This is a genomic window from Melioribacteraceae bacterium, assembly GCA_035362835.1.
In the GTDB taxonomy this organism is placed as follows: domain Bacteria; phylum Bacteroidota; class Ignavibacteria; order Ignavibacteriales; family Melioribacteraceae; genus DSXH01.
In genome coordinates, this window is sequence record DAOSDY010000001.1 from 168,813 (window position 1) to 183,602 (window position 14,790).

A 14,790-nucleotide genomic window follows, 5' to 3' on the forward strand; every position below is an offset into this window, starting at 1 on the left:
CATCGTCCGGCAAAAGCCTGACAATGGCAGCGAAAAAATAACAAGTTTAATTAATGTATGCAAGCCATTAAAGTGTTATTTAGATAACAGCCGGATGCCTGTTTCAACAGATTATTTTGAAATTGAAATTTTGATTTCGACGGGAGAATTGTAAATGGAACAAATCTGAATTATTCTTTAGAACTTTTTTCCCCTTTTTTTATCTGATCTGCAATTTTACGTAAGTCATTTACACTTTTTAAACCCAATCTCTCCTTCATATTATAAAGATGTGTCTCAACTGTTTTTTTATCGATGTGTGAAAGCTCAGCGATTTCTATATTACTTTTTCCCTTTATGATGAATGTAAATATTTTCTGCTCCGCGGGTGAAAGTCTCTTTATAATCCTCTCATATTCCTCAAAATCCAGAATCTGTCCGGATTCAAAAAGTTTTATTTTGAAATTTGGCCCGGCTAATAAAATGCTAAGGTTAATTAGAATATAAATTGATATCCTGTAAGTATTAGTAAGTGTTAATAAGTAGATATCGGAATAATAAACATAAGCCGTTGCCGCACCGATAAGATACATTATAACAATAGGAAGTGCATAAACAAAAAAGTAACCTGTTTTTTTAAGATTAAGATAGATCCGGTACGCAAAATATAACGCAATTACAAGCATAAGAAAGAACGAAATTATTAAGAGCGTAACATCACTTCTATCTACGAACCAGAACAGGACTAAAACTATGAGAGTCCCGATCTTAAATTTTAATTTAAGCTTCGGCAGAACAAAGAACAGTATTGTATTCAATACCAGATAGGTTTCAATCCAAATTACCGGCCGATTAAAAAAATAACTGGAAATAACAATTAAAGGGTCTGTTACCGCTGTAAAGAAAAAAAAGAAACGCAACTCGTGATTGCGGAACCGAATAAGAGGTCCGATAGGAATAATTGTATTTATGAGATAGAGTAATCGAATCACTGTTTATGTTCCCGAATCGAAAATAAATTAAGTTCCCCTACTTTTTCAACGTACTAAGCAATAATTGAATTAATTCTGCAGACAGATTTAAAATTGCAGTACCTGCAGACCAGAGTTTCCCGGTCCTCACGATTTGAGAGTCCGAATTTCCCCTCAGTAATTCTTTGTACATAATCCCGAATATGCTGCATTGTTAATTTAATCAGCTGAGATGAATCTTTTATCTCCGAATCACCCGAAACGACTTTTATTTTCCCGAACTCATCTTCAGAATATTTTAAGGAATAGATTATCATATCTTCGGGAGAAAAGTCTCTGCCAAATTTTCTCTTTAACAGCTGTGAAGAGGCATAAAGATAGACCGGCAATTGAAGCGAAACACCCTCTTTCAATTCACGGAAAGAAGGTTTCTTACCGCTCAGCTTATAGTCAATTATATTAAAAGTATCGTCGGTGTTCGAGACATCAATCCGGTCGATTTTCCCTTTCAATTTAATTCCCTCAACTGTTACGGGCTTTGAATCGCTTAAGACAGAGTCCGAACTCTCATCAGTAATAGATCCGAACCTCACCTCAAAATATGAAGGGGAAAAATCATTATTATTTTCGCATTCATATTCAATAAAACGGTTAAGAATCGATTCTTTTTCGTTTCCGCCGATACCGAAGATTTTTTCTTTCTCGTAAAATGTAAGCGGGGATTTGAAATTCGTTATTGATATCTCTTCATAAGCAATTTGATTTAACAATTTTCTAGCATGTTCAAGAGTTTCACTATTGCATGAATTAAGGTTAATACTCAATTCCCTCAATCTTGTATAGAACTGAAAAAGTATATTATGCAGAATATTTCCCATTTCCATGGCTTCGATATCTTCTGACGGCTCCTCAATTGTATCGATCTTTAATATTCTTTCCACAAAAAACTTGAACGGACATTTTGCATACATTTCCAGCTGGGAAATAGAATACTGCCTGTTTGCATACGATTTTAAAATTTCGAGAGATTCAGGATTTAGCATTTCAACATCGTCATCCAGAAGGAAACCCGTATATCCGGAAACACATAAAGGATCTTCTTCCCTCTTTTTCTCAACCGAGATCGCTTTTTCGATCTCATTGTAATCGTAATCAGATTGCAAGAAATCTCCAGGCATTAATTCATCACCGTTACTTCCTATTTCAATTTCAAAGTCCTCTTTTGAACAGATCAGCTTATTGTTAACTTCATCATTTATTGTTCCTGTTTCGAAAAGCAACTCAAAATCTTTAAGAAATGACGATTCAACTGTTTCCCTTCCGGATTCGGTTGCCGGGAAACTAAGGAATATTTTTTTATTCCAGGCAATGAGCGTCTGGTAGAAAAGATTCCTTTCCTGTGCCTGATGCTCGATTGCACGTTTCTTAAAAGACGGCAATGTGAAGATCTCGGGAGAATATCTCGTAGGCAGGTCGCCATCACACAGTCCGCCTATAAATACGTAATCGTATTGAAGTCCGCGAATCTCTTCAAGCGTGGTTATCTGAACACCGTAATTCGATTTTTCCTTTACATTGAACCGGGCCCACCCGCAAGCAGTTCTTATCTGCTCCATAAAAAAATGGAGATGAAATTTTCTCTCCGTTCCATACTCTTCCTGCATCAGGTCGAATACCTCGTTAAGCGTGTCTATAAATGTCGAGAAACCTCTTATGTTTTCTTCTGAATTGTTTGCCGACGATAAAAGCCGGAGACCTATTCCGCTTTTATACAGGAAATCAAAGAGTCTTTTCAGGAATTCGCTGACGGTTAATTTGTCTTCGAAAGGTTTTAGAAGAAGTGAAATACCGTTGAGATCTACAAGTGCTTTTTTATAAGATTCTATCTGCTTGCCCTGCTCCGATTCATCAATACCTGAGTAATACTTTCTGCTTTCAATAGCATCATTGAGAGAAGAGAACCAGTTATTCCGACCCGATACAATTTTTAATTCCGATGATACTTTAAGAAGATTTGAGAAATCGATATCGCCGTTTTCTATAAAGCCGCCGGTTAGTGCGCGGAAAATGTTTTTAAAGTAGAAATCATTCTCTGCTATTTCAAGATAATTGATAACGGCTGTAACGGGATTGGAATTATCGAGGGAAATTCGATCTGTTAAATTATACGGGATTCCGTTCTTTTCGAAAACATCCCTTACAATAAGAGAATAATTCTGAATCAGGTTGAATACAACACATATTTTATGAGGTTCAACCTTCTCTTCCACAATCAGTTTTTTTATTTCCTTTGATATTGTTTCGATTTCAGATTCGCGGTTGAAAGCAGAAAATTTTATGATTTTTTCTTTATCCGATAAAACCTTCTTTTTCCCCCTTATCTTGAACAGCTCATTTCTAACTGTTTTTCTGAACGAGTTGAGACGTTCTTCTGCCTGATCAATCACAATCCTGAAACCGGAATCAATAAATCTTCTAAAACACTTATCGAGATGCGAGAAGATAAAATTATTATTCTCATTGTAGTCGAAATTAAGAAATAGTTTAGCCCGCTTATTCTTCGCGAGTGTATCGATTATCGAATGTTCCGGGAGAGTAAATTCATCGAATCCGTTTACTATCACCAGATCCGTATCAGGAAAGAGAGATTGAAAATTATTTATCAGTTCTATGCACGGCAGATTATTCAGTTTAATGTAAACATCCCCGATCTCGAATGCATTAAGTCTGCCGCACTTTTCGAGATACCTCTCATATATATCCGCAATATCATCGGCTTTCAGCTGCTCAGAGCCGGAGAGTCCTTCAGCTTCTTTCCGGATTGAAACCGGGGTTATTCCATTTCGTTTATATTCCGAAATGATATTCCTGATACGGTCGAGAGTACCGAATGGGATCTCTTTTTTATAGAGCGAAAAATATCTCAACTTAATTTCCGAAGCGCTCTGTTTAATAAAAACAGTTGATGCAGCTTCGCTTAGCTGCCGGATCGCGGCCGATTTTTTGAGCAGTTTTGTTGAGAGAGTCCCGATCGTCTCTATATTTATTCCGTGCGCTGACCGGGCAGGCATAAGAGAGATTATTTCCTTCTTCAGCGTCCTTGCTTTCCGGTTCGTAGGAACGATTAAAAGCAGTTCGTGGATCCTGTTCGATGTAATTTTTTCCTGAACGAGAAAATCGAGATCTATCTTTTTTATATTTTCTTTAGTAAGTATCATTTACTTTTAAGATAATAGACTCTTCACTGATAATTCATTTAATTCTACCTATTAATTTTTTATAGGAAGCCCTGATCTGTCCGGACAAATCAAGATTCAGATCCCTAACAACCTGATAAAATTCCTTTTCTGAGGTTTTTCTGCTCCTTTTTACTACCGACTCCAATTCCAGGAAATTTCCAAGACCTTTTACTTTATCGAGATGGATACGTGTATTCTTATACATATAAAGTTTTCTCTTTTTTTCTACAACTGAATCAATTCTGAAGATAGCGCTTAGATATTCTTCAGGATTGTCACCAATAAGTTTCAACAAATAGTAATTACTCCAGCGTTTCCCTTTTTCGTCCCGCAGATATTTGATAAGAATATATTCACCATTTTCGATTCGGAGCTTTAGCAGACCTTTTTTAACTTTGTAATAGACATCTTTCTGTTTCAGTTCACGGATAAATTTATAATCCGGTTTCCTCATTTTTTTAATTATAGAAGTATGCGAAGGAGTTTTAATTTTAAGTTCAAGATTGAGGGCCATTAGAACCTTTTTATTTATGACGTTGTTAAAGAGAGCAAAGTACCGATTTTATCGGGTTGTTTTTTCCCATAATATCAATATCTTACACATGAAGGTTAGCAAAAGGATGACAAAAATGAAAGTATTTGCATATATCTTATTTGCTCTGCTTGCTTTTTCAAGCATAGAAGCCCAGCGTATCGGTCAGATGGCTCCTGAAAAGCCGCCTGAAGTATTTCCCAACAACAGCTGGGGAGCAGATATTATGTTCGGTGAAGGGGGATTCGGGCTCGGTACATTTTATAAAAGGGCCTTCTCACGAACTCTTACCGGTGTAATTGATCTTTCTGTTTCGGAATCGAAAGACGACAGGGAGATGGAATACATTGACTACTGGGGCAATACATTTGTAATTGGCAAAGTAAACAGGATTTTTCTTATCCCTGTAAATTTCGGACTGCAGTACAGGATTTTTGCAGACGTACTAACTGAAAATCTTAGGCCTTACCTGAGCGCCGGTGTCGGACCTACATTCGTTATAACGACCCCGTACGAAAAAGAATTTTTCAGTTCGTTCAGCGATGCAAAAATGCATTACGCCGCCGGTGGATATTTCGGGCTGGGTGCAAACTTCGGCGACAGTAAGTCTAATCTGGTTGGCATTAATATCCGTTATTATCATATCTATTTGTTCGGTGAAGGCGTGGAAAGTTTGCAGTCAAATGTCCGTAAGAGTTTTGGCCATTTTTATATCTCGCTTAATCTCGGAATTATGTATTGAAAGAAGTGAAAAATAATTTCTCCGGATTCAATGAAGGAATCTTCGAATTTCTCAGCGGGTTAAATAAGAATAACAACGTTGAATGGTTTCACCGTAACAGGGACAGATATCAGAAAAACCTTGTAGAACCCGCCAAAGCGTTTATAAGTGAAATTGCACCGTTTCTTAACAGGATGAATCCTTCAATCCGCACCGAGCCGAAATTTAACGAAACAATAATGCGGCTCAATAAGGATATGAGATTTGCAAAGGGAGAACCCTACCGCCCATTCCTGCTAATTCATTTCGGAAGATTCAAGCTAGACAGCGAGTTCTACCTTTACTTTGATAAAAACGGAGCTGAGCTTGGATTGTTCATCAATAACTCACCGCAAAAAGACCTGTTCTTTAAAAAGAACCTGATTAAATACAAAAAAGAGATTATTGAGATCTGCAGTGCCCGGAGAATCGATAATAATTTCAACCTCTCCGACCTTGAAGATGATATGACTATAGTTGTGAAAAAATTTATTGCGGAGAGAGATTTTGATCAATTAAATAAGATTGATCTGATTCTTCTTCAAAAGAAAAACGGACCTTCCAAAAGAATTTTATTTTCGAAAGGAATAGTCGGGGAGATGATAAAGATGATTTACCAACTCTATCCCCTCTACTGTTTTGCAATTTCACCACAGCCGTTAAAACTTCTTCAAAAATTTGAAGATGATTTCGGCGAAGCAGTTTAATCTTTCAATTCCTCCACTTTATTGTACAACCGATTGTAAACGTCTCAGGTACGGAGATTTTTTTTCCTGTTATCAGTTCATCGAGAGCATTTCTAAGGTATTTTGATTTTACATTTGCCGGATCCTGCCAGTTATCGTCTATCTTTCCATGGAAAACCAGTTTACGTTCTTCATCAAACAAGAATATTTCGGGAGTATGCGTAGCACCGTATGCTTTAGCGGTTTCCTGTGTTTCATCGAACAGGTACGGGAAATTAAACTTCTTCAGATCTGCCCTCTCCTTCATTTTTTCAAACGAATCTTCAGGGTAATTTACCGTTTCATTCGAACTGACCGCGGCAATACTAAGGTGTTCACGGTAATCATTTTGTATCCCGATAATTCTGTCCTCATAGGCCTGAACATAAGGACAATGATTACAGCTGAATATTACGATAAGGTACTTTTTGTCAGCGAACGTATCGAGCGAATAGGTTCTTCCATCGGTTGCAGGCAGTTTGAATTCCGGGGCCTTCGATCCTAAAACAAGTTTATCGGTGGCCATCTCTCCTCCAATAAATTTTTATTTACTCTTTAATTATTAATACAGACAGACTAAATTTGGAGCAAATCATTAACAAAATCAATCGATTCAGGGAGAAACAGGTTTGCTGAAAAATATCGACTTTCAAAAGCTGTATGATCAACATGAAAATTATTTTGAGCGGTCAATAAGTACAGAACGAGTTACACATTCCCGGATAATAAAATCAATTGACCGGAAAGGAAGTGATTTTGATGTTGAAATTGCGGGGAGATCTATTGAAGGCAGAATAATTCAATCAATCACGCTTGGAAAAGGAAAGAAAAATATTCTGCTCTGGTCGCAAATGCACGGTGATGAGCCGACCGCAACAGCAGCTCTGTTCGACCTGTTCAATTTCTTTTCGTGCGACGACCAGTTTTCTGATTTCAAAAAAATGATTCTTAATAAATTAAGCATGACTTTCATTCCGATGCTGAATCCCGACGGTGCCGAATGTCATTCAAGGGTAAATAGAATTAATGTGGACGTGAACCGGGATGCTCTCCGGAGAATTACACCTGAAGCTGAGATTTTATGGAAATATTCGGACAGGCTCAGACCCGAATTCGGTTTCAACCTCCACGATCAGAACAGTTATTATACGGCCGGCAGATCCGGGAAGAGTTCTGCAATTTCGATGCTCGCGCCCCCCTTCAATTTCGCTAACGAAATTAATGAGAGCCGTAAGCAGAGTATGCAGGTAATTTCTGCAATCAACAATGTACTTGGGAATTTAATACCCGGGCATATAGCACGCTACAAAGACGATCATGAGCCGAGATCGTTCGGCGATAATTTTATCGGGACAGGCATAAGCTCTATATTGATTGAATCGGGATTTATTATAGGCGACAGGAATAAGGACCTGATCCGTAAGCTTAATTTCATCTCTCTTTTAGCGGCGTTAAACACTATTGCAGATGAAAGCTATAAAAAAATTAATTTTCAGGATTATTATTCCATTCCCGAGAATCAATCATTGTTGTTCGATCTGCTTATCAGGAATGTTTATTCAGTGAGTAACGGCACATCATATAAAGTTGATATCGGGATTAACAGGGAGAAAAAATTCGACCAGGATTCTAACAGTTTTTTTTATAAAGGGAAAATTGCTGAAATAGGCGACCTTTCGGTTTATAAAGGGATTGAAGAGCACGATTTAAACGGATTTACAGTGGAACCGGGGAGAGTTTTCGAAAAAGAATTCCGTTCAATGCCTGAAAATTCCGAGATTGATCAACTGCTGAAATCAGGATACTGCACAATCAGATTAGAGCCCGGCGCAATCGGCTCTAATTATTCGGAAAAGCCGATCAACATTGTGCCCTCTTTTTCAAAGTATTCTCCCATTATTGCTGTAGACGAGCCGGCAAATTTAATCCTGACCGATAATAAAACCGGTTTTACAGTGTTAAACGGATTTCTAATTCCATCGGATCTATCAAAGAATTCAATACTAAATGGAATTGTAATTTCTTAAATTAGGTCTAAGAAAAGAGTAATATTTCAGCAGCATTCGCACTTATGCAATTACAATCTATGCCAAATACTGATCAGAAACTTCATCAACTTTACCGGGAGTTTGAAAAAGAGGCAATTCCCCATATGAATGCTCTCTATAACTTCGCACTTAAAATGACCGGTGACGAAGACGATGCAGACGACCTGGTACAGGAAACCTACCTTAAAGCATTCCGTTTCTTTGATAAATTTGAAAAGGGCACTAATTGCAAAGCTTGGTTGTTTAGGATATTGAAGAACTCATATATCAACGATTACCGTAAACAGGTAAAGGAACCGAACAAAGTTGATTATGAGGATATTCAGAATTTTTATGAAAATATTAAGTCCGATGAAGTCGAATCCAGGCATTACGAACAGGATGTATTCAGCAATCTTCTAGACGATGAGATATCAAAGGCAATTACAGATCTGCCCGAGGATTTCCGTACAGTAATTATTCTAAGCGACATAGAAGGATTTACTTACGACGAGATTGCGGATTTTGTTGATATTCCTGTCGGAACCGTAAGGTCGCGGCTTCACAGGGCGAGAAAGATGCTCTATTCCCAGCTCTACGATTATGCTAAGGATAGAGGATTTGTAGACGGCAACGGATCAAAAAAATAATGAATAGAATTGAAGAAATAACCGCATACGTCGATAACGAGATTTTTGATGAGTCGATTATCGGCAGAATCAGAAGAATGATTGAAGAGGATCCTGTATCCAGGGCGGATTATATTCAACAGACCCGGATTAAAAATCTTCTCCAGACACGGTTCAGTAAAAACGAAGCTCCGGCTTACCTGATGAATAACATCCGGAATGAAATATCAAAACAGTTCGGAACGAGACAGGAGAATAGACTAACCCGGATATTAAAGGAACTGGTTACCAGCAAATATACATTCGCATTTGCTGTTATCCTTACTTTTGCAATTCTTGTCAGTTATCCTTTTATTCCTTATTCAGGCGATGAACCGATATCCATTACTCAACCGGATAAGTCGCAGTTTATTACGCTGGTTCATTCAAGTTTTCATCAGATAATGGCAGGGAAATTGGAAATTCAATTTACGGATGGGGATGCTGAATCAGTCAGAAATTTCTACGAAAAAAACGGGGTAAACTATATTGCGGTAATTCCAAAGTGTCCGGATTGGGAAATAAAGGGTGCAATTATTTCTGAATCAGGCACTGAAAAATTCGCTCATACAATTTTTATGAGCAAGAAGGGTGAAATACTAGATCTGTGCCAGGTAAAAGAGAATTTTCTGTCCAGCGAATTAATGAATGACGGATCAATTTTGTCTCAAAAAGATTTAGACAATGGGAAAGTATTCAGAGTAAAAGAGAGCGACTGCGAAATTTTAATTATGAAGCATAAAAATAACGTATTGGCAATTGCATCAAACGCTCATTCAACCGATCTGCGAAACAGTTTCTTATCATACCTTAATTAAACATGTTCGACATAAAGACAATAGTAGTACCTACCGATTTCAGTAAAATTTCATTTTCGGCATTTGAGTATGCAAGGGATATGGCAGAAAAAATGAACGCCGAGATTCATTTGATTCACGTTATGGAGAAGACTCCTCCACTCCTTAACGGACAATATTCCGGCACAACTGAAGAAGAGAAACTGATCTCAATGGAAAAAGATCTTCGAAGCCGGCTTTCTGAAACCGCAGAGACTTTAACCGAAGATTCTAATATCAGGATAATTGAAGTCTTCAGAATAGGGACAGACTACGAGGAAATAGTCGATTACTCTAAAGAGATCAACGGCGACCTGATTGTAATAGCTACGCATGGCCGGACAGGCATATTTCATACACTTCTCGGAAGTGTAGCTGAAAAGGTAATCCGGTTCTCAAAATGCCCTGTTTTAGTAATATCCCCGCAGGAAGAGGAATAATCGGAATTGAAGATTGACAATTCTGACTTAAATCATTAGGTTTGGTGCGCTAATTTTTATCCACAAAGAAGGCAGGTGATATAAGTGGTAGGTATTACCGTTCAAGAGAACGAGAATATTGACAAAGCGCTTAAGCGTTTTAAAAAGAAGTATGAGCGTTCCGGAGTCCTTAAAGAGTTCAAAAAAAGAACATTCTTTGTTAAACCGTCAATAGAAAAAAGGATGGATTTAATTAAAGCGAAACGGAGAGCGTCAAGAGAACAAGCTTTTAAAGACAGAAGAGCTTAAGACCAGAAAACCCCGTACTACCTACGGGGTTTTTTTATGATTTTTTTCTTATTGAGAAAATACTTATTGAAGTGCGCTGTAATCCTATCGAATGCTTCATCAATCGAACTGCAGAAGTCGAAAAGTTTCATATCCTCCCGGCTGATAGTTCCGTGTTCAATTAATGCATCAAAGTTGATTACTTCCCGCCAGTAGTTTTCATCGAACATAATCACTTTCATTTTCTTGGTGATCTTCTTAGTCTGAACGAGAGTAAGTACTTCCATCAATTCATCCATAGTACCGAATCCGCCGGGGAATACAATCAAAGCTTTTGCGAGATAGATGAACCAGAGTTTTCTCATAAAAAAGTAGTGGAATTCAAAAGCTAGTTCCGGATCGACATATTTGTTTACGAATTGTTCGAACGGGATAGAGATATTCAGACCGATTGAATGCCCACCGGCGAGTTTAGCTCCTTTGTTTGCCGCTTCCATTATTCCGGGTCCGCCGCCGCTGCAGATGATAAAACGGTTTTTCTCTTCGCCGAGAGACTTTGACCATTTAGTAAGTTTTTTAGAAAGCTGAACAGCATCCTCGTAGTACTTCGACATTTCAAGCTGTTTAACGGCTCTGTCGAAATTATATTCCGCGTTTTTCGAATTGTCCTTTTGTGCTTTTTCAACCAGCTTAAGCGCATCTTTGCGGGAAAGAATTCTCGCAGAACCAAAGAAAACAATTGTATCAACTATATTATGTTTCTGGAACCTCGATTTCGGTTCATAATATTCAGATAGAATTCTTACAGTTCTGGCATCTGCTGAATTAAGAAAATCAAGATTCTTATAAGCCTTTTGAGCTTTTGTAATTTTAGCCATCAGTTCACCGTTGGGAAATGGGATAATATTGATTGGAAGCAATTCATTGAATAGCAAACCTCTCCCTGAGGAGAGGTTTAAAAAATGATTTTACTTCTGTTCAGGTTGAGAGGTCGACTGCTGCTGAGGTAAGGCAGGTGCTGTAGGTACTGCCTGCCTGTCGCTCTGTATAATGCTTTCTCTCTGATCTACAGTAGTCTGACCCGGTAAGAAGAAAAGATTTATAATAATTGCCAGGACTAATAAAGCTCCGCCGAGCCACCAGGTAGCTTTACTCAAAAAGTCAGCGGTTCTTCTAGTACCGAAAACGGTTCCGAACTGACCTGTCCCGCCGAAAGAACCGGCCAGGCCGCCTCCCTTGCTTGACTGAAGAAGAACAACAATTACCAGAAATACAGAAATAATTACAGAAATGGTTATTAATAATGGATACATATAAATCACTCCGATAAAGATGTAGCGAGGGAGGGATTCGAACCCCCGACACGTGGATTATGATTCCACTGCTCTAACCGACTGAGCTACCTCGCCAAATTCTAAAAAAACAGCCCGGAATTAAGATTTTTCCTAAAACCGGGCATCAAATATAAACAGAGGGACAAGAAACTTCAAGTATAGATATTAATCGAATTTGAAGCAGGCAATCCTATTTCAGCTTTCCTTTAATGAATTTCTGATATTCCGCCTTGAAAAAACCCTCCCCGGAATCCTTATACGATTTTACCGGGATTGAAAGAGCTGCCAGGCGCTGATCTGTTGTGCTGATTCTGGCAATCGGATCCGGATGAGTCGATAAGAATGTGGCAATCCCCTGCCCGCCCCGGGCAACTTTTCCGTCGTCCCTGAGTTTTTCAAAGAAGAATTTAACAGCGCCGGGATAAAATCTGGTGCTTCTAAGATACTTAATGGAGTAATCATCACTTTCATCTTCATTTGACCTACTGTTTGCCAGAAGAGCAAGACCACCGAAGAGATTTGCGACCATCTCGGCTACCTGTGATGGATTGTTACCGAGTGCAATACTAAGGATTATCTGAATTCCGTAAGCTGAAGTAATTCTTTGGGTAGCATGCCGTCTTTCCACATGGGCAATTTCATGACCGATGACACCTGCAAGCGCCGCTTCGGAATCGAGATATTTTAATAATCCAGTATAGAGATATACATATCCCCCGGGAACAGCAAACGCGTTAAGCATTGTATCATTCTGAATTATTTCCATCTGATAAGAGTAGACTGCTGTTTTTTTCAATTCGGGTGATTTTAAAATTTCACTGAAAATATTTCTATTTATATAATCCTTTACTCCGGGGTCACCGTTATAAATCGGGTACTCTTTAGAATTCTTACGTATCTCCTGATCGAACTGTTGACCCATAGCGACTTCGTCGTTATCGGAAAAAATATTTATCCCTGTTGAACAGGCGGAGACAATAACAATTCCGGCAATCAGAATTTTCAGTTTTTTAAATTTCATCACCATTCCTCCTATGATATTATTTTAAATCTTCTTCTTAGCAAATAGATAAAAACCGGAGCACCTATTAAAGCGGTTATTGCACCGACCGGTAGCTCCGCCGGTGCAATTATTGTTCGTGCAATTGTATCGGCAATAACAAGATACGAAGCGCCGATGAAAAATGATGCGGGGAAGATCATACGGTTATCCACGCCCACAACAATCCGGCAGAGATGGGGAATCAGCAATCCTACAAAGCCGATTATTCCGCTCACTGAAACCAGTGTCCCTATCATAATACTGGTAAGAATATATGTGATTGTCTTGAGTGAATTGGTATTCACTCCAAGTTGTTTCGCATAGTCGGAACCGAGGCTTATTACGTTAAATTTATTCGAAAGCATTATCAGTAAAGCAGAGATAAAGATTGTAACCAATAGAACAAGAACCGAATTGTCCTTATCAGCCAGCGACAAATTTCCGATCAACCAGAAGAGAGCCGTACGGAGAGAATCATTCAGTAAAGTCATCATTAGAAGTATAGCCGCGGAGAAAAACGCTCCAACCATTACACCCGAAAGGAGCAGAACATTAGGTTCAATTTCGCCAAAACGTTTTCCGAGAAGAAATACAATCAGCATTACGGACAGTGCACCCAGAAACGAAAGTGCCTGAGTACCAAGGAATGAGGCTCCGATCAAGAAAGAAAGAACCGCACCGAATGTACCCCCGCTTGAAATACCGAGAATATATGGTTCAGCCAGTGGATTCATAAGCATTGCCTGGAACGCAGCTCCTGCAATTGAAAGTCCGCCTCCAACTGCAACAGCATAGAGTATTCTCGGCAGCCTTATATCAAATATAATCTGTGAGATGGTATCATCCTTTACATTTGAGAATAGAGATATGAGCACATCTGAAAGACTAATGTTAACGGGGCCTATTAGAAGAGACACAACCGATACAATTAAAGTAAAAATGAAGAGAATCAGAATCCTGGTAATAAATCCGGATAAAGTTAATCGTGCAGTTCTTCCCATAACTTATCCAATAATTCCTGAATGCCGGATTGGGTTGCAGATGAGAAGACTATTACGGGTCCGGTGTAACCTTTAATTTTTTTCTTTTCGATCTTCTTAATGATGGAATTCTCCACAAGATCCGACTTAGAAAAGGCCAATATTTTCTTTTTCCTGCTTAGAACCTTAGAGTAATTATTCAACTCATTTAACAAAGTATCATAATCATTCTGGGGGTTTTCAGAAGTTATATCGATCATCAGGAGGAGAATTTTTGTCCGTTCAATATGCCTGAGAAATTTAAGTCCGAGACCTTTTCCCTGGTGAGCACCTTCGATAATTCCCGGGATATCGGCAACGATAATACTTTTAAAGTCCTTATACCGGACGATGCCGAGATTAGGTTCGAGAGTAGTGAACGGGTAATCGGCTATTTTAGGTTTGGCATCGGAAATAACGGAGATCAGTGTTGATTTGCCCGCATTCGGAAATCCGACCAGTCCCACATCTGCTATCAATTTCAATTCAAGAACAACATTAATTTCCTCTCCCGGTTTTCCGGATTCGGCATAACGCGGTGTCTGATTTGTAGGTGTTGCAAAGTTGCTGTTACCTTTACCCCCTTTGCCCCCCTTTGCGGCAACAAATTCCTTACCGTTAGAATCAAGATCGGAAAGGACTTCCTCAGTTTCAGCATCTTTAATTATTGTTCCAATCGGGACTTTAATTAAAATGTCTTTGCCAGTTTTGCCGTCCTTAAGTGATGAACCTCCCTTATCTCCATTCTGGGCAAGGTACTTTTTCTGATATCGGAAATCGAGTAAAGTATTGAGGTTTGAATCGGCAATAAAAATAACGCTTCCGCCGTTACCCCCATTGCCTCCGGCAGGGCCGCCTTTCGGTACGTATTTCTCCCTGCGGAACGCAACAGCACCCGCTCCCCCGTCGCCGGCTTTTACATAAATTTTTGCATAATCAATAAACATTGGA

The 14,790-nt window shown here is 38.8% G+C and carries 16 protein-coding genes and 1 tRNA gene; 7 read left to right on the forward strand and 10 right to left on the reverse strand.

Annotation, left to right across the window (positions count from 1 at the left end; translation table 11 throughout):
• Positions 1-170: 170 nt before the first annotated feature.
• The 3 genes from PLZ15_00920 to PLZ15_00930 all read right to left on the reverse strand — a co-directional run bounded on the left by PLZ15_00920 (position 171) and on the right by PLZ15_00930 (position 4,703).
• Positions 171-797 carry a helix-turn-helix transcriptional regulator gene (locus tag PLZ15_00920; GenBank protein ID HOI28290.1) on the reverse strand — a complete coding sequence of 209 codons (627 nt, stop codon included), beginning with the start codon at positions 795-797 and terminating at the stop codon, positions 171-173.
• Positions 798-1,024: 227 nt separating this feature from the next.
• Positions 1,025-4,168, reverse strand: a complete 3,144-nt coding sequence (locus PLZ15_00925; GenBank protein ID HOI28291.1) for an exodeoxyribonuclease V subunit gamma — start codon at positions 4,166-4,168, stop codon at positions 1,025-1,027.
• A gap of 34 nt (positions 4,169-4,202) precedes the next feature.
• A complete protein-coding gene (locus PLZ15_00930; protein ID HOI28292.1) occupies positions 4,203-4,703 on the reverse strand; it encodes a class IV adenylate cyclase in 501 nt (166 codons plus the stop codon).
• A gap of 115 nt (positions 4,704-4,818) precedes the next feature.
• Here PLZ15_00930 and PLZ15_00935 point away from each other — a divergent pair, with 115 nt between their 5' ends.
• Both PLZ15_00935 and PLZ15_00940 read left to right on the forward strand, forming a co-directional pair.
• Positions 4,819-5,463, forward strand: coding sequence for a hypothetical protein (locus PLZ15_00935; GenBank protein HOI28293.1), 645 nt, complete (start codon positions 4,819-4,821; stop codon positions 5,461-5,463).
• Positions 5,464-5,468: 5 nt separating this feature from the next.
• The gene (locus PLZ15_00940) at positions 5,469-6,188 is read left to right on the forward strand and encodes a DUF2461 family protein (GenBank protein HOI28294.1); all 720 of its coding nucleotides are present in this window, start codon (positions 5,469-5,471) and stop codon (positions 6,186-6,188) included.
• 4 nt (positions 6,189-6,192) lie between these two features.
• On the opposite strand, the gene PLZ15_00945 is transcribed toward PLZ15_00940, so the two are convergent.
• Positions 6,193-6,732: a thioredoxin family protein gene (locus tag PLZ15_00945; protein ID HOI28295.1), complete on the reverse strand. Its 540-nt coding sequence runs from the start codon at positions 6,730-6,732 to the stop codon at positions 6,193-6,195.
• 103 nt (positions 6,733-6,835) lie between these two features.
• Here PLZ15_00945 and PLZ15_00950 point away from each other — a divergent pair, with 103 nt between their 5' ends.
• The 5 genes from PLZ15_00950 to rpsU all read left to right on the forward strand — a co-directional run bounded on the left by PLZ15_00950 (position 6,836) and on the right by rpsU (position 10,465).
• Positions 6,836-8,233: a M14 family zinc carboxypeptidase gene (locus PLZ15_00950; protein HOI28296.1), complete on the forward strand. Its 1,398-nt coding sequence runs from the start codon at positions 6,836-6,838 to the stop codon at positions 8,231-8,233.
• 59 nt (positions 8,234-8,292) lie between these two features.
• Positions 8,293-8,883: a sigma-70 family RNA polymerase sigma factor gene (locus tag PLZ15_00955; GenBank protein HOI28297.1), complete on the forward strand. Its 591-nt coding sequence runs from the start codon at positions 8,293-8,295 to the stop codon at positions 8,881-8,883.
• Positions 8,883-9,719: a hypothetical protein gene (locus PLZ15_00960; GenBank protein ID HOI28298.1), complete on the forward strand. Its 837-nt coding sequence runs from the start codon at positions 8,883-8,885 to the stop codon at positions 9,717-9,719. The genes PLZ15_00955 and PLZ15_00960 overlap by 1 nt, the downstream gene beginning before the upstream one ends.
• Before the next feature lie 2 nt (positions 9,720-9,721).
• Positions 9,722-10,177: a universal stress protein gene (locus PLZ15_00965; GenBank protein ID HOI28299.1), complete on the forward strand. Its 456-nt coding sequence runs from the start codon at positions 9,722-9,724 to the stop codon at positions 10,175-10,177.
• An 84-nt stretch (positions 10,178-10,261) separates the two neighbouring features.
• The gene (rpsU, locus tag PLZ15_00970; GenBank protein ID HOI28300.1) at positions 10,262-10,465 is read left to right on the forward strand and encodes a 30S ribosomal protein S21; all 204 of its coding nucleotides are present in this window, start codon (positions 10,262-10,264) and stop codon (positions 10,463-10,465) included.
• Positions 10,466-10,482: 17 nt separating this feature from the next.
• Here the strand turns inward: rpsU and PLZ15_00975 are convergent, their stop codons facing one another.
• The 6 genes from PLZ15_00975 to obgE form a co-directional block, all read right to left on the reverse strand.
• Complete coding sequence (locus tag PLZ15_00975) at positions 10,483-11,322, reverse strand: TIGR00730 family Rossman fold protein (GenBank protein ID HOI28301.1); 840 nt, start codon at positions 11,320-11,322, stop codon at positions 10,483-10,485.
• 90 nt (positions 11,323-11,412) lie between these two features.
• Positions 11,413-11,757 carry a preprotein translocase subunit SecG gene (gene secG, locus PLZ15_00980; protein HOI28302.1) on the reverse strand — a complete coding sequence of 115 codons (345 nt, stop codon included), beginning with the start codon at positions 11,755-11,757 and terminating at the stop codon, positions 11,413-11,415.
• Positions 11,758-11,779: 22 nt separating this feature from the next.
• Positions 11,780-11,853 (reverse strand) — tRNA-Met (locus PLZ15_00985).
• A 115-nt stretch (positions 11,854-11,968) separates the two neighbouring features.
• Complete coding sequence (locus tag PLZ15_00990; GenBank protein ID HOI28303.1) at positions 11,969-12,799, reverse strand: M48 family metalloprotease; 831 nt, start codon at positions 12,797-12,799, stop codon at positions 11,969-11,971.
• Between the two features lie 11 nt (positions 12,800-12,810).
• Positions 12,811-13,821 (reverse strand): iron ABC transporter permease, encoded by a 1,011-nt coding sequence (locus tag PLZ15_00995; protein ID HOI28304.1) that lies wholly within the window; start codon positions 13,819-13,821, stop codon positions 12,811-12,813.
• A complete protein-coding gene (obgE, locus tag PLZ15_01000) occupies positions 13,800-14,786 on the reverse strand; it encodes a GTPase ObgE (protein ID HOI28305.1) in 987 nt (328 codons plus the stop codon). The genes PLZ15_00995 and obgE overlap by 22 nt, the downstream gene beginning before the upstream one ends.
• Positions 14,787-14,790 lie beyond the last annotated feature (4 nt).